The following is a 22,285-nucleotide window of genomic DNA, read 5'->3' as shown; positions in this document are numbered from 1 at the left end:
TGGCTGGGCGTACTCACACAGTCATTTCATCATCGGGTACCGACAATTTATGCGACTCCCGCTCGAGCCGCTCCGCGATGGCATCGATCAGGTCGAAATCGGCGTCGGTGGGTGCCCACCGGCCGGAGGCCAGGTCAACACGCCAGCGCCCCTCGCCGGTCCGGCGGAAGTCCTCGTAGCGGCCCAGCAGCGGCGTCCCCTCCTGCAGATAAAGGCCCAATGCCTCGTGCTCCAGGCCGGGCGGGGCGTCCCCGCTGGATCTCAGGACGCGCCACCAGGGCACGCTGCTGCCATAGTGGCTCATGACCGATCCGACCTGGCGCGGGCCGCCGGCGCCCAGGAGTTCCGCGACGTCGCCATAGGCCACAGCAGTGCCGGCCGGGATCAACGCCACGAGCTCCAGCACCGCCTCCACATACTCCGTCCGCATCGGTCCAGCCTAGCCGTTCCGGACTCCGGAACTGTGCCCGGGCGGCACGCGGCACGCGGTCAGGAACTGTCAGTGGCAGCAGTTACCGTTGAAGCATGAGCACTTGGAACACCCTCCCCCGCGCAGCCTTCGACCTCGAAACCACCGGGCGGAATTCCCGCGCGGCGCGGATTGTCACAGCATCCATCACCGTGGTGGACTCCGACGGCGGGATCGTCCAGGAACACGAGTGGCTCGCCGACCCCGGTGTCGAGATTCCTACCGAGGCCAGCGATATCCACGGCGTCACCACCGAGAAGGCCCGCAGCGAAGGCCGCCCCGCCGCGGAAGTCACGCGCGAGGTCGCAGCCGTGCTCCAGGAGCTCTTCGACACGGGTGTGCCGGTCATCGCCTTCAACGCCAGCTACGACTTCACGGTGCTCGCCGCCGAGTCGGCCCGCTACGGCGTCCCGCAGTTGAGCCGCTTCCCCGTGCTGGATCCGTACGTCATGAACAAACAGGTGGACCGGTACCGCAAAGGTAAGCGCACGCTCACCGCCTTGTGCGAGGAGTACGGCGTCAATCTGGACAACGCGCACACCTCCGCGGCCGATGCTCTGGCAACCCTTCGGATGCTCGATGCCATGGCCGGAAAATTCCCCAAGCTCAGGATGCCGGCGAGCAACCTGCACCAGCTCCAGGTCGAATGGGCCTCTGCCCAGGCCGCGGACTTCCAAAGCTACCTGCGCAAGACGAAGCCGGCCGCCGTGATCGAAGGCGACTGGCCCGTCCTGCCTCCCGAGGACGCCAGCCGGGGCGACTTCTAGGATTTCGGAACGCCGGGACTCCGGGTGCCCGGGCGCCGGCGCGGTAACTTCTTAAAACGAAACGTTCGCCGGCGAAACGACTTAACTAGTCCCCCGCTGAGCGCAAATCCAGTGATTGCGACGGAGGTCACACCGCCCGCGACTTCCGCCTGCCGCCCGCTCCGGCGCCGATGATTCCGCGTCACCCCGCCAGCACTATCAGGATCACCGCCAATCAGGCATGAACCTGAAGATAGTTCGCAGATTGCACACGCCAGCTCTGATTTGTTCGGATTGAATGGGCGTCCGCGTCGGATGACACAATTATCTTTCGCGGCGTGTCTGCTCCACCCGGCGCCCAAGCCAGCGGCCGGGGACCCGATGAGCCTCCCGCGACCCACTGAATTTCAGACGAAAGTGATTGCGTGATGAAAAGCAAAGCCTTGAAGTGGCTGACCACCGTTCCCGTGGCCATCGCCGTGGCGGTTTCCCTTGCAGCCTGCGGCGGCGGTTCGGCCCAGTCAACGGCGTCATCGACGGATGCCCTCCAGGGCAGCGACCAGAAGTCCCTGGACAAGTACACCACCAAGGACGTCACTCCCCTGGACAAGATTGACAAGTCCAAGCTCGGCCTGATCAGCGAGGGAACCCTGACTGTGGGCACCCTTTCGGACGCCCCGCCGAACATCTACATCGATAAGTCGGGCAAGTTCACCGGCTACGACAACGAGCTCCTGCGCGCCATTGCGGACAAGCTGGGCCTCAAGGTTGAGTTCAAGGCGACCGGCTTCGCCTCGCTGCTCGCCCAGGTCCAGAACAAGCAGTTCGACCTCGGGTCCTCCTCGATCTCCACCACCGACGCGCGCCGAAAGACCGTTGGCTTCACCAACGGTTACGACTTCGGCTACATGGCCGTGGTCGCCAAGAAGGACTCCAACATCAAGGGGTTCAAGGACCTGACCAAGGACACCCGCATCGCCGTGGTCCAGGGCACGGTGCAGGATGACTACGTCACCAACACCCTCCAGATCGAACCCGTCCGCTTCGAGGACTACAACACCGCGTATGCCAACTTGAAGAACGGCCAGGTTGACGCCTGGGTCGCTCCGTCCCAGCAGGCCACCGGCCAGGTCAAGGAAGGCGACGGCACGGTCATCGCCGAGTCGGTTGTGAACACCCAGAACTTCACCGCGTACGCCGTGAACAAGGAAAACCAGCCGCTCATTGACGCGCTGAACTCCGGCCTCGACGCCGTGATTGCTGACGGCACCTGGTCCAAGCTGACCAAGGAATGGTACCCGGACCGCGAGACCCCGGCCACGTGGTCCCCGGGTTCCAAGGCCGTCACCGTTCCGAAGTCCTAGTCCATGGATGCACTCGATCAACTCGTAAAGACCTTCTTTGACTGGGAGGCGATGGCAGCCGTCCTGCCGAACATGATTATGTTCGGCCTGCCCAACACCCTGATCCTGGCGGTTTCCTCGGGTGTGCTCGGGTGCATCCTGGGCATGGTCCTGGCTGTCATGGGCACGTCCCGCCTGACGCCCCTGCGGTGGCTCTCCCGGATCTACACGGACATCTTCCGCGGCGTTCCGGCTATTGTCATCATCCTCCTCATCGGCCTCGGGCTCGGACCCATAGTCCGGGTAGCGACCGGATCCACGAACCCATTCCCGCTCGCCATCTTCGCCCTGACGCTCATGGCGGCGGCCTACATCGGCGAGATCTTCCGCTCTGGCATCCAGAGCGTGGAAAAGGGCCAGCTGGAGGCCTCCCGGGCCCTGGGCTTCAGCTACGGCTCGTCCATGCGCCTCGTGGTGATTCCACAGGGCGTCCGGCGCGTGCTCCCGGCCCTGGTCAACCAGTTCATCGCGCTGATCAAGGACTCGTCCCTGATCTACCTGCTGGGCCTGATCGCCAGCCAGCGCGAGATCTTCCGGATCGGTAACGACGCCGCCGCCAACACGGGAAACCTCTCGCCACTGGTTGCCGCCGCGTTCATGTACCTCATCCTGACCGTTCCGCTCACCCACTTGGTCAACTACATCGACAAGCGACTGCGCACCGGCCGTCCGGAGAAACGTCAGCCTGACGACGCCGCGGCCCTGATCGGGAAGGGAGCACAGCCATGAGCGAATTCGCCTCCGGCTCGCTGACCGGCAAGAACCTGCACTTGTCCTTCGGCTCAAACCATGTCCTCCGCGGCATCGACCTGGACGTCCCGACGGGCACCACGGCCTCGGTCATCGGTCCCTCCGGCTCAGGGAAGTCCACGCTGCTGCGTGTCATGAACCGCCTGATCGAACCGGACCAGGGCGACATCCTGCTCGATGGCCGCTCGGTCCTGAAGGACAACCCGGACGAGCTGCGCCAGCGGATCGGCATGGTGTTCCAGCAGTTCAACCTGTTCCCGCACAAGACCGTGGTGGACAACGTCTCGCTGGCGCTGCGGAAGCTGCGCAAGCTGCCGGCCGAGCAGGCACGGGCCGAGGCACTTGAGCAGCTCGACCTGGTGGGGCTCAAGCACAAGGCCGACGCCCGTCCTGCCAACCTCTCCGGCGGCCAGCAGCAGCGTGTCGCCATTGCCCGCGCCCTGGCCATGAAGCCGGAGGTGATGTTCTTCGATGAGGCCACCTCCGCCCTCGACCCGGAGCTTGTCAAGGGTGTGCTGGCGCTGATGGCCGACCTCGCCAAGGGCGGCATGACCATGGTGGTGGTGACCCACGAGATGGGCTTCTCCCGCAATGTCTCGGACACCGTGACGTTCATGGACGCGGGCGTCGTCGTCGAGTCCGGTCCGCCCGAACAGATCTTTACCAGCCCGCGGACCGAGCGGCTGCAGGGGTTCCTCGCGGACGTTCTGTAGTTCGCCAGCGCCAAGGCAGCTTAAATGACTGATGGCACCCGCCGCGGCGGGTGCCATCAGTCATTAACTCGTTAAAGAGCTGCAGGCTCCGGCTTGGCGCCGGCCGCCGCCTTCGCCGCGGCCGGGAGGGCGTCGAAGATCCGGTTCATCGCGGTGTCATCGTGCGCCGCGGAGAGGAACCAGGCCTCGAAGACCGACGGCGGCAGGTAGACCCCGGAGTCCAGCATGGAGTGGAAGAACGGGGCGTAGCGGAACACTTCCTGGCCCTGGGCGTCCTCGTAGTTGTGGACACCCCGGGCGCCCGTGCCGAAGGCCACGGAGAACAGGTTGCCTGCGCGCTGGATGGAGTGGTCCACGCCGGCCGCATCGAGTGCGGAGGACAGCGCCGCGGAGAGTTCCAGCGAGCGGGCATCCACGAACGAATAGACCTCGGGGGTGGCGTGCGTGAGGGTCGCGACCCCGGCGGCCATGGCCACCGGGTTGCCGCTCAGCGTCCCGGCCTGGTAGACGGGGCCCAGGGGCGCCAGGTAGTCCATGACCTCCGCGCGTCCGGCGAGGGCGGCAGTCGGCATGCCGCCGCCAATGACCTTCCCGAACGTCAGCAGGTCCGGGGTCCACGGCTCGGCGGCGTCGGCGGCGCCTCCGGTGAGGCCCCAGTAGCCGGAGTAGCCGGTGCGGAAGCCGGTCAGGACCTCGTCGAGGATCAGCAGGGCGCCGTGTTCGCGGGTGATGCGGGAAAGGCCGGCGTTGAAACCCTCGCCGGGGGTGACCACGCCCATGTTGGCGGGCGCGGCTTCAGTGATGACGGCGGCGATGCTGTCACCGTGCTTGGCGAAGGCGGCTTCGACGGCGCCGAGGTCGTTGTAGGGCAGCACGAGCGTCTCGGCGGCGGTCGCGGCGGTGACACCGGCCGAGCCGGGCAGCGCGAGGGTCGCCAGGCCGGAGCCTGCGGCGGCGAGGAGGCCGTCGAGGTGGCCGTGGTAGCAGCCGGCGAACTTGATGATGAGGTTGCGGCCGGTGAAGCCGCGGGCGAGCCGGACGGCCGTCATGGTCGCCTCGGTGCCGGTGGAGACCATCCGGACGCGCTCGGCGGCCGGGACGCGCTCCTTGACGATTGCGGCAAGGTTGGCCTCGTCCGGCGTGGAAGCGCCGAAGGAGAGACCGCGGTCGACGGCGGCGTGCACGGCTGCCAGGACCTCCGGGTGGGCGTGCCCCAGCAGCGCCGGACCCCAGGAGCAGACGAGGTCGACATAGTCGGCACCGTCGGCGTCGGTCAGGTAGGCACCCTTGGCGGACACCATGAACCGCGGCGTCCCGCCCACGGAGCCGAAGGCGCGCACGGGTGAATTCACGCCGCCCGGCATCAGCTGGCGAGCACGGTCAAAGAGTTCCTCGTTGCGAGGCATGCTGGAAGTCATGGTTCCTATTCTTTCAGTTCGCGGCGAGGTCAGTTCGCGGCCAGTTCAGTTCCCGGCCAGAAGCGCGGCCACGCGGGGCGCCACTTCGGTGCCGAACAGTTCAATGGAGCGCATCATGGCCGTGTGCGGCAGGGTGCCGTTGCTGTACTTGAGATCAAAGCGGTCCACGCCCAGGTTCTTTTTGAGCAGGGCGATCTTCGCGGCCACGGTTTCCGGCGACCCGACGTAGAGGGCTCCCTCGGGCGTACACATCGCGTCGAACTCGCCCCGGCTGGCCGGGCCCCAGCCGCGTTCGGCCCCGATCCGGTTCCGCTGCTGCAGCCAGTGCGGGAAGAACTCCTCGCGGGCTTCCTCATCCGTGGCGGCAACGTGGCCGGGCGAATGCGTGGCCATCTGCTGCATCGGATGCCCGTACTTGCCCATGGCCTCACGGTAAAGGTTGGCCAGGGGCGCGAAGGACCGCGGCTGCCCGCCAATGATCGCGAAAATGATCGGGTAGCCGTACTCGGCGCAGCGCAGCACCGACTCGGGGGTCCCGCCGACACCGATCCAGGTCGGCAGCAGGTGGTGTTCCAGCGGCGGATAGACGCTCAGGCCGCTGATGGCCGGCCGGGTACGTCCCTCCCAGTGGACCGGTTTCTGCGCCCGGACCTTGTCGAAGAGCTCGAGCTTTTCCTCGAACAGGACCTCGTAGTCCGCCAGGTCGAGGCCGAACAGCGGGAAGGACTCGATGAAGGACCCCCGGCCCAGCATGACCTCCGCCCGGCCGCCGGAGATGGCGTCCACGGTGGCAAAGCGCTGGAACACCCGGATCGGGTCATCGGAGCTGAGCACTGTCACGGCCGAGCCGAGCCGGATGTTCTTGGTGCGGGCGGCCGCCGCGGCCAGGAACACCTCCGGGGCGGAGACCGCGAAGTCGCGGCGGTGGTGCTCCCCCACCGCGAAGGCGTGCAGGCCGATCTGGTCCGCGAGTTCAGCCTGTTCCAGGAGCTGGCGCAGCACCTGGGCGTGCGGGACGGGATGGCCGTCCGGGAAGACCCCGACGTCGCCGAAGGTGTTCAGGCCCAGGAGGATGCGGTTGGGCCCCACCGGCGCTGTGGGTGTGGAATTGAGCGGGGCGTTCGCGGATTCGGGAGCCGTGCTCATCGGGTTTCCTTCAGCCAGCCGGCGAGCTCGCTTGCCCAGTAGGTCAGCACCATGTTGGCGCCGGCGCGTTTGATGCCCAGGACGGACTCGGTGATGGCGGCCCGGCGGTCGATCCAGCCGTTTGCGGCGGCAGCCTCGATCATCGAGTACTCGCCGGAAATCTGGTAGGCGGCCACGGGGACCGGGCTCATGGCGGCGACGTCGGCGAGGATGTCCAGGTAGCTCATGGCAGGCTTCACCATGACCATGTCGGCGCCTTCGGCCAGGTCCAGGTCCACCTCGAGGATGGCCTCCCGGCGGTTGGCGGCGTCCATCTGGTAGGTGCGGCGGTCGCCGGTCAGCTGCGAGTCGACGGCCTCGCGGAACGGGCCGTAGAACGCGGAGGCGTATTTCGCGGCGTAGGCCACGATCGCGGTGTTGGCGTGCCCGCCGTCCTCCAGCGCCTGCCGGATCACGGCGACCTGGCCGTCCATCATGCCCGACGGTCCCAGGACGTGGGCGCCGGCGTCGGCCTGGGCGACCGCCATCTGGCCGTAGATTTCCAGGGTGGCATCGTTGTCGACGTAGCCGTTGGCGTCCAGGACACCGCAGTGGCCGTGGTCGGTGAATTCGTCGAGGCACACGTCGCTCATGACCACGAGCTCGTCGCCGACTTCGGCGCGGACGTCCCGGATGGCCTTGTTCAGCACGCCGTCGGGGTCCAGCGACGCCGTCCCGCGCGCGTCCCGGACGGCGGGGACGCCGAACAGCATGATGCCGCCGACGCCCAGCTGGACAGCCTCGGCCGCGGCACGCCGGAGCGAATCGGTGGTGTGCTGCTGCACGCCGGGCATCGAGGCGATCGGGTTGGGCTCATTCAGGCCTTCGCGGATGAAGGCCGGCAGGATGAGCTCCGAGGCTGAGAGCCGGTGTTCGGCCGTCAGCCGGCGCATGGCCGGGGTGGTGCGGAGCCGGCGGGGGCGGTGGGTCGGGAAGCTCATATGGTGTCCTTTGCTGAGGGCTCTGCGGCTGACGGATGAGGTGGGGCCTGCTGGTGGTCAAGGGACCGGACGACGGCGGCAACCAGGCCGGACGCCGTCGGCTCTTCGGCGACGGCGTCGACGCTGAGTCCGAGGGAGGCCGCCTCGGCCGCCGTCGAGCGTCCGATGGCGACGAAACGGCAGGTGCCCAGCGGAGCAAGGTCCGCGTGGATGCGGCGGGCGGCGCTGGGCGAGGCGGCGACGACGGCGTGCAGCCGTCCGGCACCGATTTCGGCTTTCGCCTCGGCCGTGGTGAGCACGGTGGGCGGCGGCGCGCCCTGCCCGGCCGGACTGCTCCCCTGCGTCAAGGCCGCCTGCGGCGCAGCCGGCGGGAATGCGGGCAGGGCCCGGCGCGGATCGGCAGGATAGTCGACGGTGTTGTACGCGGTGACGGCCTGGACGGCCGCACCGCGGCCCTCGAGGCCCTTGCGGAGCCGCGGGTCTGCTATGTCCGCCTGGGGCAGGAGCACGCTGCCCTGGTTCGCGGGCCAGATGTCGAGCAGGCCCGTGCCGGATTGCTGGCCCGTAGGTGCAAGGTCGACGCTGATGCCCCGGGACTCCAGCTCACGGCGGGTCGCCGGGCCGATCGTGGCCACAAGGATGCTGCCGGGCAGCCAGCTGCTGAGGGAGGCGCCGCGTTCCGCGGCTTTCGCCTCAAGTGCCTGGACCGTGGTCACGCTGCTGATCACGAGCCACGTGTAGGCCCCCGCGCCGAGTGCGTCGAAGGCGACGTCGAGGGAGTGCTGGTCGCTGGCCTGCTCAAAGTCAATCAGCGGGAGCAGCAACGGCTCGGCACCGACACGGCGGAGGGCCGTGACGAGCTCCCCCGCGCGGTCCGGGCTGCGGGCAACCAGCACGCGGGCGCCCTCCGGCACCCTCATGCCGGTTGGGCCGGCCGTGTGGTTGCGGTCGCTGTGCCGTGCCATGAGGTGGTGGATCCGCGGTTCAGGAAGCTGCCAGGTCTGCGATGTCCGCGGCGCCGCGGGCCAGCAGGACTTCCGCCAGCTCGATCCCGAGCAGCGTTGCCCCGACCTCGGTGAGGCCGTCGGTGGCCTTCTTGTCGCGGACGGTTGCTGTGCCGTCGACGGCGCAGACCACCGCTTCGAGATACAGCATGCTGCCCTTGCGGTAGGCGTAGGCGCCCACCGGGGCGGCGCATCCGGCCTCCAGCCGGGCCAGCAAAGCCCGTTCAGCTGTGACGGCGAGCCGGGTGTCCGGATCATCGAGGGCCGCGAGGGCCTGCGCCAGCACGCCCTGGGAGCCTTCCGTGGACCCGGCCCTGCGGGGAGCGTCGGCGGTGCGGCATTCGATCGCCAAGGCACCCTGCCCGGCGGCCGGCAGCATGATGTCCGTCTCGAGGTATTCGCTGACCGCGTCGAGCCGGCCGATCCGGTGCAGTCCGGCGGCTGCGAGAACGACGGCGTCGAGGTCGTTTGACTTGCCGACAACGACGGCATCGTTCGTGTTGCCCGACAACCCGGGAACGCGTCCCAGCCGGGTGTCCACGTTGCCGCGGATGTCGCGGATGTCCAGGTCCGGACGCACGGCGCGGAGCTGGGCAGCGCGGCGCGGGGAGCCGGTGCCGACGCTCGCGCCGCTCGGCAGGTCGGCGAGCTTCAGCCCGTCGCGGGCGCACAGCACGTCCCGGACGTCAACGCGTTGGGGCGTGGCCGCGAGGCTCAGGCCGAGGGCCGGGCCGGTCGGGAGGTCCTTGAGCGAATGCACGGCTATATCGCAGGTCCCCTGCAACAGGGCGTCGCGGAGCGCGGCGACGAAGACGCCGGTACCGCCCATCTGGGACAGCGAGCCTTTGAGGACGTCCCCGTCGGTCCGGATATGGACGAGCTCCACGGGGAACCCGCCGACGGCGGCCAGCTGGTCCGCGGTCTGCTGGGTCTGGGTCAGGGCGAGTTTGCTGGCGCGCGTGCCGATCCGGACGCTCATGCGGTCCCCTGGCCCGCCGCCGTAGCAGCCGTGGCCGCCGCCGTGCCCGAAGCAACAGATGCGGCCGGGTAAAGATCGTGTCCGGTCCCGACGGTGGTGTCGGCCCCTGCGATGGTGGGCTTTTCGCCGCGGAAGTTCGCGCAGCAGCCGGGACGGCAGACGTCGTACCAGGGGCCGAGCTTGGTCAGGTGCGGCCGCTCGGCAATGTTGTTCGCGACGGTCCGCTCGCAGATGAGGTCCACGAGCCCGGCGATGAACTTGCGGTGCGTTCCTGGCGTGGGGACGCGGGTTGCGGCCAGTTCCAGCCGGGCGCAGGTCTCAAGCGCCTCGGTGTCCAGGTCCCAGACCACTTCCATGTGGTCGCTGACAAAGCCCAGCGGCACAATCACGATGCCCTTGACGCCCTGGCCTGCGAGGTCCTCGATGGCGTCGTTGATGTCCGGTTCGAGCCACGGCACGTGCGGGGCGCCGGAGCGGGACTGGTAGACGAGGGACCAGGGTGCGGTCAGGCCCGTCTCGTCTTCCACCCGGCGGATGATCTCCGTGCCGGAGGCCAGGTGCTGTGCGGCGTAGGCGGAGTCTTCCTCAAAAGTGCGCGGCTCGCCCTCGGACCGGCCGGCGGCCTCGGCGTCGCGGGTCGGGATGGAGTGCGTCGCGAACAGGATGTGCACGGGGGCGTCCGGGGTGCCGGCCGCGGCCAGCTGGGCACGGACGTCGGCGAGGCCTGCGGCGGTGCCCTCGATGAAGGGCTCCACGAAGCCGGGGTGGTCGAAGTACTGGCGTACCTTGTCGACCTCGAGCTTGCCATCGAGCCCGGTTTCGGTCAGCGCCATGCCGATGTCCTCGCGGTACTGGCGGCAGCTGGAGTAACAGGAGTAGGCGCTCGTGGTGAGCATGAGCACCTTGCGGTGGCCGGCGTCGTAGATCTCCTGCAGGGTTTGCGGGATGTACGGGTCCCAGTTGCGGTTGCCCCAGAACACCGGCAGCGCGATGCCGCGGGAGGCAAGTTCGGCCTCGAGGCCGGCCTTGAGCTGACGGTTCTGTTCGTTGATGGGGCTGATGCCGCCGTTGGCGCGGTAGTGGTGCGAGACCTCTTCGAGCCGTTCATCGGGGATGCCGCGGCCGCGGGTGACGTTGCGGAGGAACGGGATCACGTCCTCCTGGCCTTCGGGGCCGCCGAACGAGGCCAGGAGTACGGCGTCGTACTCCTTGGGGGCCATCCGGCCGGCCTCGGTGACGGTGTTCACGGCGGTAACCGAGGCGGCGGATTCCTGCGGATCTAGCGGGCTCATGCGAGGACCTCGGCGATCTCGGCGGCGCTGACGCGGCGGCCGGTGTAGAACGGGATTTCCTCCCGAACGTGGTGCCTGGCTTCGGTGGCGCGCAGGTGGCGCATCAGGTCCACCAGGTCCACGAGCTCGGGGGCTTCCAGTCCGAGGATCCATTCCCAGTCGCCGAGGGCGAAGGAGGAGACGGTGTTGGAGATGACCTGGGGGAAGTCGCGGCCCAGCAGGCCGTGGTCGCGGAGCATGGCGCCGCGCTCGGCGTCCGGCAGCAGGTACCACTCGTAGGAGCGGACAAACGGGTAGACACACAGCCATTCCGCCGGTTCCACGCCGCGGGAGAACGCCGGGGTGTGGTTCTTGGCGAACTCGGCCTCGCGGTGCACGCCCATGGCGGACCAGACGATCTCGGTGCCGGCGAACAGCTTGCTGCGCCGGATGTCCCGCACTGCCCGCTGCAGCGCTTCCGGCCGGGGACCGTGCAGCCAGACCATGATGTCCGCGTCGGCCCGCATCGCCGAGACGTCGTAGCTGCCGCGGTGGACAACTCCGGCGTCGGCGAGGCTTTTCATCAAGGCGTCGAAGTCCTCAGCGGCATCGGCGCCGCGCAGGATGTCCGCTGACCGCTTGAATACGGTCCAAAGGGTGAAGAACTGCTCAGTTGAATCTTCGGGCGCCGATGCCCCGGCGACTGATTCTCCGGGGGCTGACATTCCGGTTTTAGTGACAGATTCGGCAGAAGTGTGGCTCATGCATACCAGTCTGCCCCCTCTCCCCAGCTAAGTCGAAAAAAAGCACTTCTACAACGCGTAGAAGTGCTTTATTTCACATGCGGGGGACACGTACGCGGGTGGCGGATCCGCGGGTGGCGGGGGCGCGTGGCAGGGTGCCGTCCGCGGGACGCGGGTCTGCAGGCGGGGGCGGGTCCGCGGGAGGCGGGTCGTGTCAGCTCCGGCGCATCCGGAGGACCGCGGCGCCGGCGCCGAGCGAGAGCGCCACCAGGCCGATGCCCCAGCCGACCAGCGGGGACAGCCCGGCCGGTTCCAACGTCGAGGTTGCCTCGAGGGAGGAGTTGCCGGAGTGGCCCTTGGCCGGAGCCGGCGCCTGGGTCCAGCCGGCCGCGTTGGAACCGGTTGGGGACGGCTGCGGTGTGGCCGACTTCGAGGCCGACGTCGACGCGCCGGCACCGTTGCCCGCGTCCGGCACCGCGGTGCCGGACCGTGGCTCGGCAGCCGGGCTGCCCGGTGCCGGACGGTCGGGGGCCTGCCCGGTGGGAGCAGAACCGGCGGCTCCGCCTGCAGCGGGAGCTCCCGGAGCCGGGGCGGCGGGCGGCGCGGCGGGGTCCTGCGGCCCGGCGGGCGGCGCAGCCTTCGCGGGCGGGGTGCTCGACGGCGGCGGGGTACTGGTGCGCGGGGCCGTGGGTTCGGGAGTGCTGGGTTCGGGGTCGCTGGGTTCCGGGTCGCTGGGTTCCGGCTCGCTGGGCTCGGGGTCGCTGGGTTCCGGGCTGCTGCCATGCGAGGGCGACGGCTGCGACGGGGAGGACTCGCCCGAGCCGGAGGACGGCGAGGGGCCCGGCGTCGTCGACGAGCCCAGCAGGCTGTTCAGCACGTCGTCGAGGCCGAGGGTCAGCGAACCCTGCGCCGAAGGTGCGGTGGACGCCGCCGGGGACAACCCGGTGGCCGCCTGCGAGGCAGGAGCCCCGGCGGTGCCAGCCAGTGCCGCCCCGAGCACGACCGCCGCCGCGCCGCTTCGAAGGCCCCGAAGGCGGCCGGTCTTCGTTGTTGACACCTTGGACCTGAAAATAAACATGGTCATCGAGCCTAGCCGGAATCGACCAGCAGGAAAAACTTGCAAAAACCGCGAATTTCCGGCACGAAACCGCCGGGACCGGAGGGGTTCAGGGTGCCTTTGAAACCGCTGTGATTCCAGTGACGGAAGGTGCGCTTGGGACTCAGAAGCCTCGTTCGCGACAGCCAAATTCAGGGCCACCAAATCCAGGGCAGCCGCGTTCAGGACAACGGTCAGGACAGCAGGGTGCGGACCTGCTGCGGAGTGTCGGCCACTATCGCTGCCAGGCCATTGCCGGACAGCCAGCCACCCACTACGGCAAGCGTGCCGTCCGCGGCGCAGATGCTCCGGACGGCCGCGACGCGCTGCCTGTGGCCCAGGGACGCAAACGGCAGCGCGCCGGCCCAGCGGACCACGTCCCAATCGGCCACGTCCCCGGCGCCGACTGGCACCGCCAGAAGGGCCGACGCATCAGCTAGGGCAGCGCGGAAAAGTTCATCGTCAGAGCGCGGCGCCGCGGCCAGTCCGCCGAGGCGGGAGTCCGGCGCCGGACCGGGAGTAACAGCCCCGGGAGCTGCGCTCCGCCCGTAGGACAGCCGGAGCACATGCCGCCCCGGGCCTGCCTGCTCCGCCAGCCACGCCCATTTGGCGGTGGCGTGCGTCAGCGCCTTGGCCTGCACCCCCGGGCTCTGCGGCGCAACAAGCACGCCGGTGCCGCGTGGCGCCGCGTCGAGGGCCGGGAGGTCCACTACGAGCGTGACAAGGCTGACGTCGGGTCCGGCATCGGGGCAGTGGCCGGCAAGTTCCGGCAGGGACTCCTCAAGCAGCCTGACGGCGTCGGGACCCTCGACCGCAACCGCGAGGAGCCCGGCGTCGAAAGTGGTCTGGTCTGTGGCCACGCGCCAGCCGTCGGCTGTGCGCCGCACTGACCGGGCCGCGGTGCCGGGCAGCAGGGTGACTCCGCGCTGACGCAGATCGGCCAGCAGGGCGGCGACGAGGGTGTGCATGCCGCCGCGCAGCCCGGCGACGGCGGAACCGGCCTTCTGGAGCCCGCCGGCCTGGCCCGATCCGGACGGTCCGGAAGGTCCGCCCGTGGCGGCTGCCGCTCCCCTGCGCTGGGCCGCGACGGCGGCGGCGAGGGAACCGTGCTGACGGATGCCGGCCCGCAGACCGGGGGCCACCATGTCGACGTCGAGAAGTGAGGGATCGGCCGAGTGGACGCCGCCGACCACCGGTGCGACGAGCCGGTCCAGGACCCGCCTGCCCATCCGACGGCGGACCAAGGCAGACACGCTCGTTGCCCCGTCGGCGGTGCCCAGCGAGGCCGGCAGCACGGCGTCGACGGAGGCGCGGAGGGACCCCAGCAGGCCCAGCGACCGGCGGACTTCCGGGTCCCACGGGCTCGCCGGGATGCCCAGAACACCGGTCTTGGGCAGTTCCCGGGGGCCGTCAGGCAACTGGACCCAGGCCCCGCCGGGGTTCGGCGCGACGATCTCGCCGGCCAGCCCCAGCTCCGTGGCGAGATCGGCTACGGCGGCGGTGCGGGTGGCGAAAGACTCCGCGCCGCTGTCCAGGGTCAGTCCGGCCACCGTATGGCTGCCGACGCAGCCGCCCCAGGCCTCGCCGGCCTCCAAAACGATGGTGCGGACCCCGGCCCGGGCGAATTCCCGTGCCGCAAGCAGTCCGGAAATCCCGCCCCCGATCACGACGGCGGTGCCTTCCACGGGAGTCCCGGCGGCGCCTGCGTCCACGCCCCTACTCCGGAGCGATGGAGTGGATGAGTTCGACCACGCGCGTGAGCACCTCGGGGTCCGTCTCCGGCGGCACGCCGTGGCCGAGGTTCAGGACGTGCCCGGGCGCCGCGGAGCCGGCCGCGATCACGTCGCGTACGTGGGCTTCGAGGACTTCCCACGGCGCCGAAAGCAGTGCCGGGTCGATGTTGCCCTGCAGCGGGACAGTGCCGCCGAGGCGGCGGTTGGCTTCGTCCAGGGGCAGCCGGTAATCGACCCCCACGACGTCGACGCCGACGTCGCGCATCGCGACGAGCAGTTCCGAGGTGCCGGTGCCGAAGTGGATCAGGGGTGCGCCTAGGTGCCGGACATGGTCCAGGGCACGGGACGACGCCGGCGCAACGAAGCGCTGGTAGTCGGCCAGTCCCAGCGAACCGGCCCAGGAGTCGAAGAGCTGGCCGGCGGAGGCGCCGGCTTCCAGCTGTGCGCGGAGGAACATCCCCGAGGCATCGGCGGCCCAGTTGGCCAGGGCAGTCCACGTCCCGGGGTCGGCGTGCATCATGGTGCGCGGGCCGAGGTGGTCGCGGGAAGGCTTGCCTTCCACCATGTACGCGGCGAGGGTAAAGGGCGCACCGGCGAAGCCGATCAGCGGGGTGCTGCCGAGCTCGGCCACCGTGAGCCGGACGGCTTCGCGGATGGGTTCCAAGGCCTCCGAGGTCAGCTGCGGCAGGGCGGCAACGTCCGCGGCCGTGCGGACCGGTTTGTCCAGGACCGGTCCGACGCCGGGCACGATGTCCACACCGACGCCGGCCAGCTTGAGCGGGATGACAATGTCAGAGAAGAAGATGGCGGCATCCACGTCATGGCGGCGGACCGGCTGCAGGGTGATCTCGGAAGCCAGCTCGGGGCGCAGGCACGAGTCCAGCATCGCGACGCCCTCACGGACCTTGAGGTATTCGGGCAGCGAGCGGCCGGCCTGGCGCATGAACCAGACGGGACGGCGGGAGGGCTTGCCGCCGCGGTAGGCGGTGATCAGTGGGGAATCCGCGGTGCGGCCGTCCATCAGCGGGTGGCTGGCGTCGAGGCCGCGGGCGGCGCCGTCTGTGGCGGCGGCGTCGTTGGCTGCATTGCCGGCTGCGCCGTTGTCGGACGTACTGAATGGGGTCGTGCCGGCACGTGCCGCAGCGCTTGGAGTCATGACTTCGATTGTGCCCAAATTTGCGCCCAAAAGATAACGACAGCCTGTCACGCCGGCTCTGACACCGGCCCCCAGTGCCGCGTCGTGGCGGGAATCACAGGCCCGGGTGCCTGAGCCCACGCCCGGACAGTTGTTCTACACGGGCGCGAAAAAGCTATGATGGTGGTGCTGTGGTTCTTTTTTCATTGGTGGCTACACACGCCGACATCGACCTCGAAACCGTTGCTCAGTTGAGCACCGGTGCTTCAGGTGTCGCCACATCCGCCCTCGCCGGGTCGCCGGCCGTGGCGGGTGCCGTTGTCCTTGCCACCTGCAACCGCCTTGAAATCTATGGTGAAGCCCCCCATCCGGACGCCGTCGCCGCGGCCCGGGCGGCCCTCATCACCCACATCAGCGGCGCCAGCGGACTCAACGATCAGCTCGTATCCCGCGCCTTCAGCACCCGCACCGGCGCCGAGGTCAGCCAGCACCTCTTCTCGGTCAGCTCCGGGCTGGACTCCGCCGTGGTGGGCGAACGGGAAATTGCCGGGCAGGTGCGCCGCGCCTTGATCACGGCCCAGCACGAGGGCACCGCCAGCTCCGGCCTGGTCCGGCTGTTCCAGGCCGCGTCCAAGACCGCGAAGGACGTCGGCGCCCAGACGGCGTTGGGTTCGCGCGGGCTCTCCATCGTCTCCGTGGCCCTGGACCTCGCCACTGACCTGTCGGAAAACCCGGACTGGTCCGCCAAGAAAGCTGTCGTCTTCGGGACCGGCGCCTACGCCGGTGCCACCATGTCCCTGCTGCGCGAACGCGGCTGCACCGACGTTTCTGTCTATTCCTCCTCCGGCCGCGCCGCCAGCTTCGTCGCCACCCGGGGCGGCACGGCACTGGACGAGGACACGCTTCCGGGTGCAGTTGCCGGGGCCGACGTCATGATCGGCTGCAGCGGCTCCGACAGCCGGGTCGAAGCGGACGAACTCGCCCGGATCCGGGCGAACTCGCCCCAGCCGCTGATCGCGATCGACCTCGCACTGACCCATGACTTCGACCCCGCGGTCGGCGACCTCGACGGCGTCGAACTGCTTACGCTGGAATCGGTCCGGCTGGCCGCACCGCAGGAACAGGCCGAGTCGCTCGAACAGGCCAGCAGCATCGTGGCCGGGGCGGCCAGTGCCTTTGAGCAGGAGCGCGAGGCCAGGAGCGTCGACTCGGCGATCGTCGCCTTGCGCCGCCACACGATGAACGTCCTGGATGCGGAAATGGAAAAGGTCCGGGCCCGGCACGGTTGCACGGCTGCCGCCGAAGAAGTCGAATTTGCCCTGCGCCGCATGGTGAAACAGCTTCTCCACGTCCCCACCGTCCGGGCCCGCGAACTGGCCTCCAACGGACAGCAGGACGCCTACATTGCCGGTCTTGAGGCGCTGTACGGCATCACGGTGGAGCCCACCGCCGGCGCAACGGTTGCAGGTGCAGCCGGTTCCGGGGCCGCGTGCCCCGTGGACCACAACACTGTTGTCCATAGCCCGGGCGCCCACAACCCCGGCGACCTCGGCCCCGCAGCGGGCGACATCCGCGAAACCGCGTAGCTGCCCCGCGCCTCCACGTGGCTCCCCGCGCCGCGGCTTTCCCTGGATTATCCGGGGAAAGCGTTGATCCCGGTCATTTCGGCCGACACCTGCCACAGCCGTCTGGCCGCCTCACGGTCCACTGCGTGGGCATCCACTCCCCTGATCCTGGCTTCGGGCGATCCCGGCACCGTGGCTTCGGCGATGTCGCAGTCCTCGCAGTAAACGCCGCCCATTCCTTGGAGCGCCGGCGCCGTCGCGGCCCAGACCGAGGTGGCGGCGCCCTGCGCGGGTGTCTTGAACCGCGGGTCGAGCTTGCCGTGCTCGTCCATCCAGCCCGCGGCGATCATCTCTTCCCGTGGCAGGTGCCGTTGCAGCTCCGTCATGATCCCGCCGGGATGTACGGCGAACGCGCGCACGCCAAAGTTCCGGCCCAGGGCATCGAGCTGGACGGCGAAAAGCGCGTTCGCCGTCTTGGCCTGGCCGTAGGCACGCCACTTGTCGTAGCCGGCGTCGAAATTGATGTCATCGAAGCGAATGGCCGAGAGCTTGTGGCCGGTCGAGGACAGCGCCACCACGCGGGCCCCCTGCGCCGCGGCAAGCGCCGGCCACAGCAGGTTGGTCAAGGCAAAATGACCCAGGTGGTTCGTGGCGAACTGTGATTCCCAGCCGGGTCCCACCCTGCGCTCCGGACTTGCCATGATGGCGGCGTTGTTGATGAGGATGTCCAGGCTGCGGCCTGAGCCCGGCCCGGTTGCAGGCGCCGCGTCAGGCGCCGCCGCAGGTGACGTTCCGGCGGCCGGGCCGGCCAGGAAGCCGGCGGCGAATTCCTTCACACTGGCCAGGTCCGCGAGGTCCAGCTCGGCGACGCTGACGCCGCCCCCAGCCGTTGCCGGCGTCAGCCCCGCCGCGGCCAGGACGTCGCGGGCATGCTCAGGCCGCCGTGCCGGCACCACGACGGTGGCGCCGGCGGAGGCCAGCGCCCGCACGGTCTCCAGGCCCAGCCCCGAGTAGCCGCCCGTGACAATTGCGGTCTTCCCGGTCAGGTCGATGCCGGCGATGACGTCGGCCGCCGTCGAATCCCGGCCGAACCCGGAGCCAATCTTCCGCTGGGACGTCACTGTGTCGTCCGGGCTAACGGCATTTTCCTCGCTCATGACCAAGCCTTTCGTTTTAGGGCGCCGCTCGGCGGAGCGTGTTGTGCGGTATCGCGGTTTTGCCGGCCATATGGCCCGCCACGGCTCAGTACACCGGTTTCCCGGGTTCCACGTCCCGAACCCAGGCGAGAATGCCGCCTTCGAGGTGGCTGACGCGCTCGTACCCGGCGGCGCGGGCTGCGGACAGGACGGCGGCGGATCGTGTTCCGGCCTTGCAGTGGAAGACAATTTCGGCATCCTGGGGCAGTTCCTGCCACGCCTCGCCGGCAAGGATGCGGGCTTGCGGGATCAGCTCCGACCCCTCAATGCGGACGATTTCGTATTCTCCCTGCTCCCGCACGTCCACCAGATGGAAGTCCTTGAGGCCGGCCTTGCGGGAGGCCAGCATGGTGGCGAGCTGGGTCGCCGTCACCGTGTGCTCGGTACCGGCATCCGCCGTTGGAGTGATCCCGCAGAAGGCCTCGTAATCGGTTAGTTCGGTGATTCGTGCTGCCGCCGGGTCCCGGGTCACCTTGATCTCGCGCCAGGTGCCGCCCAGCGCGTCATAGAGCGCCAGCCGGCCCAGCAGGGACCGGCCGACGCCGGTGATCAGTTTGACCGCCTCGGTCACCATCAGCGCTCCGACGGCGGCGCACAGCATGCCGAACACGCCGCCTTCGCCGCAGGACGGCACGGATCCGGGCGGTGGCGCCTCGGGGTAGAGGTCCCGGTAGGTGGGCCCAAACTGTTCCCAAAAGACGCTGACCTGGCCGTCGAAACGGAAAATCGATCCCCAAATGTAGGGCTTGCCGAGGATGGCGGCGGCGTCGTTGACGAGGTAGCGGGTGGCAAAGTTGTCGGCGCCGTCGAGGATCAGGTCGTAGCCGGCAAAGAGTTCCAGAGCGTTGGACGCGTCGAGCCGGACGTTGTGGAGCCGGACGTCCACGAGCGGGTTCAGGGCTGTAATGGCGTCGCGGGCGGATTCGATTTTCGTCCGGCCCACATCCGCGACGCCATGGATGATCTGGCGTTGGAGGTTGCTGAGGTCGACGTCGTCGTCATCGACGATGCCAAGGGTGCCGACCCCAGCGGCGGCGAGGTAGAGCAGGGCCGGGGAGCCGAGGCCACCGGCGCCGATAACCAGGACTTTCGCGTTCTTGAGGCGTCGCTGGCCGATCGCGCCGATCTCCGGAATGATCAGGTGGCGCGAGTAGCGCTCCACCTCGTCCGGACTGAGGTCCGAACCCGGGTCGACCAGCGGTCCAGGCCGCGGATCCGGCTTCGTCTGGGGGGTTGCGGGGGCACCGGCGGCGGTGAACTTGGAAGCCATACTTCAATCTATGCCCGAAGATACCGCCAGGTCATATTACCCGCGCGTAAGGTGTAATTGAGTGCAAGGTAGTTCAGTACAAATGCAGACGAGTGCCATTGCGCGCAATGGGGTGAAAAGGGAAAGAAGGCCGACAGTGGTTCATCAGGCACCGTTGGAGCGGGACGAGTCCGGCAAGCCGACGGCAGGGCAGACTCGGAGCGGACAGCGCTCGGCCCGCCTCCCCCGCGACGAACGCCGGGCGCAGCTGCTGGCGGCCGCGCAGGAAGTTTTCGTGGCGAACGGCTACCACGGTGCCGCCATGGACGAGATCGCCGAGACCGCCCACGTCAGCAAGCCGGTGTTGTACCAGCACTTCCCCTCCAAGCGGGACCTCTACCTGGCTCTGCTGGACAGCCACCTCAGCAAGCTGACCGACCTCCTGCTTGGCGCCCTGAACTCCACCACCGACAATGACGAGCGCGTCCAGGCCGTCATGCGCGCCTACTTCCGCTTCATCGCCCACGACGACCAGGCCCACCGGCTCGTCTTCGAATCGGACCTGATTAACGATCCCGATGTCAGCGCGCGGCTGGAAACGTTCAACAAGACCTTTGCCGACGCCGTCGCGCACGTCATCGCTGAGGACACCAAACTGCCTGAACTGGAGGCCCAGCTGCTGGGCCGCGGACTCGCCGGAATGGCGCACGTGAGCGCCCGGTATTGGCTGGAAACGGACGGGAACCTGGATCTCGATGTAGCCAGCGACCTCATCTACCGTTTAGCTTGGCGCGGAATCTCCCGCTTCCCCAAAGAGACCTAGACTACAACTAGAGATTGACCTTAGACATTTTTTGGACGTTGATTGGCTGGGAGGCCTTGCTGTGGAAGTAAAGATTGGTATTCAAAACATTGGCCGCGAAATTGTCCTCGAATCGGCGCAGGACGCCGAAGCCGTCGCCAAGGTAGTTGGCGACGCGATCGCCAAGGGCAGCGAACTGCGGCTGACGGACGACAAAGGCCGCTTGGTGATCGTCCCCGCCAATGTTCTGGGCTACGTGGAAATCGGCGCAGAAGAGGCCCGCCGCGTCGGCTTCGGTGCCCTCTAGCCCCGTTTTTCCCACGACTGTTTCTTCATCGCAGTTTCTCCATCGTCGTTTCTTCACCAGCGTGAGGTGTCCTGAATGCTTTCCCTGATTGTGGTCGCCATGGTGACCGTTGCTGCAGGTTTCGTGGTGTGGGCCAACGACAAGCGGCACCAGAAGTACGGCGTCGCCGTCCCCGCGGGAGTTGCTGCATCTGTCGGAATGCTCAGCTGGATCATCTTCATAGCGGCTGGATTCGGTTACCAGCCGGGCCTGACCTGGATCCCGTGGATCCTGCCGATGGTCCTGGGCACGGCGGCCTCGATCGCGGCCGTGGTGTATCTCGGCAAGGCCCGGACGCGGCAGGACACCGAGCGGCTCACCAGCATCCTGAAGCTCTAGCTCGTTAGCCCGCGCAGCCGTTTTCCGCCCGCAACTGTGACCACGCACCCTACAGGGTGCGTGGTCACAGTTCGTTTGGGGTCCGGCCGAGTGAGCCGTACGAAATGATGTCCATGTAATACTGTCGGAGCCCTCAAATAGACTCGAGCCATGGAAGCCGTCAGGGATTTCATCGGGGAATTCACCGCCTGCGGGGACGGGGCGCAGGGCACGGACCGGGGTGCAGCCCCAGCCCGGCCATCCGGTATGGACGCCGCCCTGGCCGCTCTGCGGGCGGTGGGTTCGACGGCGGCGCAGGATGCGGGCTCGTGGGGATTCCAGGCCGCGTCGGACTTCGCCGGCAGCGTGGAGGAACTCTCCCGCACGGTGGAGTATCTGCAGCTCGTCGCGGCGGCCGCCGTGGACCGGACCAGGAAGCGATCCGCCGCCGCGGCCGCGGGGGCTGCGGCTGGGGTTGCGGCGGGGGCGGTCACCGCGTGGACCACCGGCTGGCGCGAAAGCCCCGGCGGGTGGCAGACCGGCGCACCCGGAACCGCGGAACCCGCCGGTGACTCTTTGGCCTCGGCTCCTGCCGGCATGGCTGTCGCGGCGGCGCCCCTAGGCACGCCTGTTGGGGCGGCTTCCGCCGGAATCCCCTTCCCCTCGGCTCACGCCGGCACGTCCGTTGCGGCGGCGCCTGCGGTGCCGGAATCGGTGCTGGATGACGGGTACCGGAACACGGTGGAGTTCCTGCGGGCGCGGCTGCGGATCGGCGCCGCGGAGGCCAGGCGCCGGCTCTGCCTGGCCGACGCGCTGCTGCCCCGGCAGGGACTCGCCGGCCAGCCGGTCCCGCCCGTGCACCCGGAGCTCGGAGCCGCCGTCGCGGCCGGCGAGGTCGCGTCCCGGGCCGCGACCGTCATCACGCTCGCCCTGGACCGGGTCCGGCACAGCTGCCTCCCCGAGGCCGCGGCGGCGATGGAGCACGCCCTGACCCGCACCGCGGCCGAGAACGACGCCGACTTCCTCGCCCGCGTCAGCCGCAGCTGGGCCGAGGCCCTGGACCAGGACGGCGCCGAACCCTCCGAGGAACTGCTCCGCCAGCTCCAGGGCGCCTTCCTCCGCAAACCCCGCCACGGCCTCCAGCACCTGGAAATCTTCGCCACCACGGACCAGTTCGAACACCTGATCACCGTGATGAACACCGCCACCAACCCCCGCACCGG

At 68.8% G+C, this 22,285-nt stretch carries 22 protein-coding genes; 9 read left to right on the top strand and 13 right to left on the bottom strand.

What is annotated here, in order from left to right:
• Positions 1–13: 13 nt before the first annotated feature.
• Positions 14–430 carry an MGMT family protein gene (locus B5X90_RS10925; RefSeq protein WP_079552878.1) on the bottom strand — a complete coding sequence of 139 codons (417 nt, stop codon included), beginning with the start codon at positions 428–430 and terminating at the stop codon, positions 14–16.
• Positions 431–525: 95 nt separating this feature from the next.
• Here B5X90_RS10925 and B5X90_RS10920 point away from each other — a divergent pair, with 95 nt between their 5' ends.
• The 4 genes from B5X90_RS10920 (at position 526) to B5X90_RS10910 (ending at position 4,081) form a co-directional block, all read left to right on the top strand.
• On the top strand, positions 526–1,236 hold the full coding sequence (locus B5X90_RS10920; protein WP_018773857.1) for a 3'-5' exonuclease: 711 nt from the start codon (positions 526–528) through the stop codon (positions 1,234–1,236).
• 407 nt (positions 1,237–1,643) lie between these two features.
• Positions 1,644–2,579, top strand: coding sequence for an ABC transporter substrate-binding protein (locus tag B5X90_RS21415; RefSeq protein ID WP_218670195.1), 936 nt, complete (start codon positions 1,644–1,646; stop codon positions 2,577–2,579).
• 3 nt (positions 2,580–2,582) lie between these two features.
• Positions 2,583–3,347, top strand: a complete 765-nt coding sequence (locus B5X90_RS21410) for an amino acid ABC transporter permease (RefSeq protein ID WP_028277188.1) — start codon at positions 2,583–2,585, stop codon at positions 3,345–3,347.
• A complete protein-coding gene (locus tag B5X90_RS10910) occupies positions 3,344–4,081 on the top strand; it encodes an amino acid ABC transporter ATP-binding protein (protein WP_026538379.1) in 738 nt (245 codons plus the stop codon). The genes B5X90_RS21410 and B5X90_RS10910 overlap by 4 nt, the downstream gene beginning before the upstream one ends.
• A 71-nt stretch (positions 4,082–4,152) precedes the next feature.
• On the opposite strand, the gene hemL is transcribed toward B5X90_RS10910, so the two are convergent.
• The 10 genes from hemL to hemE form a co-directional block, all read right to left on the bottom strand.
• Positions 4,153–5,499 carry a glutamate-1-semialdehyde 2,1-aminomutase gene (gene hemL / locus B5X90_RS10905; RefSeq protein WP_079552876.1) on the bottom strand — a complete coding sequence of 449 codons (1,347 nt, stop codon included), beginning with the start codon at positions 5,497–5,499 and terminating at the stop codon, positions 4,153–4,155.
• A 45-nt stretch (positions 5,500–5,544) separates the two neighbouring features.
• Positions 5,545–6,645: an LLM class flavin-dependent oxidoreductase gene (locus B5X90_RS10900; protein ID WP_079552874.1), complete on the bottom strand. Its 1,101-nt coding sequence runs from the start codon at positions 6,643–6,645 to the stop codon at positions 5,545–5,547.
• Positions 6,642–7,625 (bottom strand): porphobilinogen synthase, encoded by a 984-nt coding sequence (gene hemB / locus B5X90_RS10895; protein WP_079552872.1) that lies wholly within the window; start codon positions 7,623–7,625, stop codon positions 6,642–6,644. The genes B5X90_RS10900 and hemB overlap by 4 nt, the downstream gene beginning before the upstream one ends.
• A complete protein-coding gene (locus tag B5X90_RS10890; protein ID WP_079552870.1) occupies positions 7,622–8,590 on the bottom strand; it encodes a uroporphyrinogen-III synthase in 969 nt (322 codons plus the stop codon). The genes hemB and B5X90_RS10890 overlap by 4 nt, the downstream gene beginning before the upstream one ends.
• A 19-nt stretch (positions 8,591–8,609) precedes the next feature.
• A complete protein-coding gene (hemC, locus tag B5X90_RS10885; RefSeq protein WP_079552868.1) occupies positions 8,610–9,608 on the bottom strand; it encodes a hydroxymethylbilane synthase in 999 nt (332 codons plus the stop codon).
• Positions 9,605–10,900 carry a ferrochelatase gene (locus B5X90_RS10880; RefSeq protein ID WP_079552865.1) on the bottom strand — a complete coding sequence of 432 codons (1,296 nt, stop codon included), beginning with the start codon at positions 10,898–10,900 and terminating at the stop codon, positions 9,605–9,607. The genes hemC and B5X90_RS10880 overlap by 4 nt, the downstream gene beginning before the upstream one ends.
• Positions 10,897–11,643 (bottom strand): hydrogen peroxide-dependent heme synthase, encoded by a 747-nt coding sequence (hemQ, locus tag B5X90_RS10875; protein ID WP_079552863.1) that lies wholly within the window; start codon positions 11,641–11,643, stop codon positions 10,897–10,899. Before hemQ ends, B5X90_RS10880 begins: the two co-directional genes overlap by 4 nt.
• A gap of 193 nt (positions 11,644–11,836) precedes the next feature.
• Entirely contained in the window at positions 11,837–12,700 is an 864-nt protein-coding gene (locus B5X90_RS10870; RefSeq protein WP_143264718.1) for a hypothetical protein, read from the bottom strand.
• A gap of 212 nt (positions 12,701–12,912) precedes the next feature.
• Positions 12,913–14,430, bottom strand: a complete 1,518-nt coding sequence (gene hemG / locus B5X90_RS10865; RefSeq protein WP_079552858.1) for a protoporphyrinogen oxidase — start codon at positions 14,428–14,430, stop codon at positions 12,913–12,915.
• 4 nt (positions 14,431–14,434) lie between these two features.
• Complete coding sequence (gene hemE, locus B5X90_RS10860; protein ID WP_372702887.1) at positions 14,435–15,472, bottom strand: uroporphyrinogen decarboxylase; 1,038 nt, start codon at positions 15,470–15,472, stop codon at positions 14,435–14,437.
• A 305-nt stretch (positions 15,473–15,777) separates the two neighbouring features.
• Between hemE and B5X90_RS10855 the strand changes: the two genes are divergently transcribed.
• Positions 15,778–17,172, top strand: coding sequence for a glutamyl-tRNA reductase (locus B5X90_RS10855; RefSeq protein ID WP_256860180.1), 1,395 nt, complete (start codon positions 15,778–15,780; stop codon positions 17,170–17,172).
• A gap of 47 nt (positions 17,173–17,219) precedes the next feature.
• Here B5X90_RS10855 and B5X90_RS10850 read toward each other — a convergent pair whose 3' ends face one another.
• The gene (locus B5X90_RS10850; RefSeq protein ID WP_079552851.1) at positions 17,220–18,308 is read right to left on the bottom strand and encodes an SDR family NAD(P)-dependent oxidoreductase; all 1,089 of its coding nucleotides are present in this window, start codon (positions 18,306–18,308) and stop codon (positions 17,220–17,222) included.
• 85 nt (positions 18,309–18,393) lie between these two features.
• On the bottom strand, positions 18,394–19,617 hold the full coding sequence (gene moeB / locus B5X90_RS10845; protein ID WP_079552849.1) for a molybdopterin-synthase adenylyltransferase MoeB: 1,224 nt from the start codon (positions 19,615–19,617) through the stop codon (positions 18,394–18,396).
• An 82-nt stretch (positions 19,618–19,699) separates the two neighbouring features.
• On the opposite strand from moeB, the gene B5X90_RS10840 reads away from it, so the two are divergent.
• The 4 genes from B5X90_RS10840 to B5X90_RS10825 form a co-directional block, all read left to right on the top strand.
• The gene (locus B5X90_RS10840; RefSeq protein ID WP_372702886.1) at positions 19,700–20,419 is read left to right on the top strand and encodes a TetR/AcrR family transcriptional regulator; all 720 of its coding nucleotides are present in this window, start codon (positions 19,700–19,702) and stop codon (positions 20,417–20,419) included.
• Positions 20,420–20,480: 61 nt separating this feature from the next.
• Positions 20,481–20,705 (top strand): DUF3107 domain-containing protein, encoded by a 225-nt coding sequence (locus B5X90_RS10835; RefSeq protein WP_028278253.1) that lies wholly within the window; start codon positions 20,481–20,483, stop codon positions 20,703–20,705.
• Positions 20,706–20,780: 75 nt separating this feature from the next.
• On the top strand, positions 20,781–21,083 hold the full coding sequence (locus B5X90_RS10830) for a hypothetical protein (protein ID WP_079552845.1): 303 nt from the start codon (positions 20,781–20,783) through the stop codon (positions 21,081–21,083).
• A gap of 150 nt (positions 21,084–21,233) precedes the next feature.
• A partial coding sequence (locus tag B5X90_RS10825; RefSeq protein WP_143264717.1) for a DUF222 domain-containing protein occupies positions 21,234–22,285 on the top strand: 1,052 nt, incomplete at its 3' end.

The organism is Arthrobacter sp. 49Tsu3.1M3, assembly GCF_900168135.1.
Classification (GTDB): domain Bacteria; phylum Actinomycetota; class Actinomycetes; order Actinomycetales; family Micrococcaceae; genus Arthrobacter.
Note: the sequence above shows the minus strand (reverse complement) of the source record. Positions and strands in the feature narration are given on the sequence as shown.

What these genes read in the sequence shown, in the direction of transcription:
- B5X90_RS10925 (WP_079552878.1), bottom strand. Translation starts at nt 430, where the DNA reads ATGCGGACGGAGTATGTGGAGGCGGTGCTGGAGCTCGTGGCGTTGATC.
- B5X90_RS10920 (WP_018773857.1), top strand. Translation starts at nt 526, where the DNA reads ATGAGCACTTGGAACACCCTCCCCCGCGCAGCCTTCGACCTCGAAACC.
- B5X90_RS21415 (WP_218670195.1), top strand. Translation starts at nt 1,644, where the DNA reads ATGAAAAGCAAAGCCTTGAAGTGGCTGACCACCGTTCCCGTGGCCATC.
- B5X90_RS21410 (WP_028277188.1), top strand. Translation starts at nt 2,583, where the DNA reads ATGGATGCACTCGATCAACTCGTAAAGACCTTCTTTGACTGGGAGGCG.
- B5X90_RS10910 (WP_026538379.1), top strand. Translation starts at nt 3,344, where the DNA reads ATGAGCGAATTCGCCTCCGGCTCGCTGACCGGCAAGAACCTGCACTTG.
- hemL (WP_079552876.1), bottom strand. Translation starts at nt 5,499, where the DNA reads ATGACTTCCAGCATGCCTCGCAACGAGGAACTCTTTGACCGTGCTCGC.
- B5X90_RS10900 (WP_079552874.1), bottom strand. Translation starts at nt 6,645, where the DNA reads ATGAGCACGGCTCCCGAATCCGCGAACGCCCCGCTCAATTCCACACCC.
- hemB (WP_079552872.1), bottom strand. Translation starts at nt 7,625, where the DNA reads ATGAGCTTCCCGACCCACCGCCCCCGCCGGCTCCGCACCACCCCGGCC.
- B5X90_RS10890 (WP_079552870.1), bottom strand. Translation starts at nt 8,590, where the DNA reads ATGGCACGGCACAGCGACCGCAACCACACGGCCGGCCCAACCGGCATG.
- hemC (WP_079552868.1), bottom strand. Translation starts at nt 9,608, where the DNA reads ATGAGCGTCCGGATCGGCACGCGCGCCAGCAAACTCGCCCTGACCCAG.
- B5X90_RS10880 (WP_079552865.1), bottom strand. Translation starts at nt 10,900, where the DNA reads ATGAGCCCGCTAGATCCGCAGGAATCCGCCGCCTCGGTTACCGCCGTG.
- hemQ (WP_079552863.1), bottom strand. Translation starts at nt 11,643, where the DNA reads ATGAGCCACACTTCTGCCGAATCTGTCACTAAAACCGGAATGTCAGCC.
- B5X90_RS10870 (WP_143264718.1), bottom strand. Translation starts at nt 12,700, where the DNA reads ATGTTTATTTTCAGGTCCAAGGTGTCAACAACGAAGACCGGCCGCCTT.
- hemE (WP_372702887.1), bottom strand. Translation starts at nt 15,472, where the DNA reads ATGGACGGCCGCACCGCGGATTCCCCACTGATCACCGCCTACCGCGGC.
- B5X90_RS10850 (WP_079552851.1), bottom strand. Translation starts at nt 18,308, where the DNA reads ATGAGCGAGGAAAATGCCGTTAGCCCGGACGACACAGTGACGTCCCAG.
- moeB (WP_079552849.1), bottom strand. Translation starts at nt 19,617, where the DNA reads ATGGCTTCCAAGTTCACCGCCGCCGGTGCCCCCGCAACCCCCCAGACG.
- B5X90_RS10840 (WP_372702886.1), top strand. Translation starts at nt 19,700, where the DNA reads ATGCAGACGAGTGCCATTGCGCGCAATGGGGTGAAAAGGGAAAGAAGG.
- B5X90_RS10830 (WP_079552845.1), top strand. Translation starts at nt 20,781, where the DNA reads ATGCTTTCCCTGATTGTGGTCGCCATGGTGACCGTTGCTGCAGGTTTC.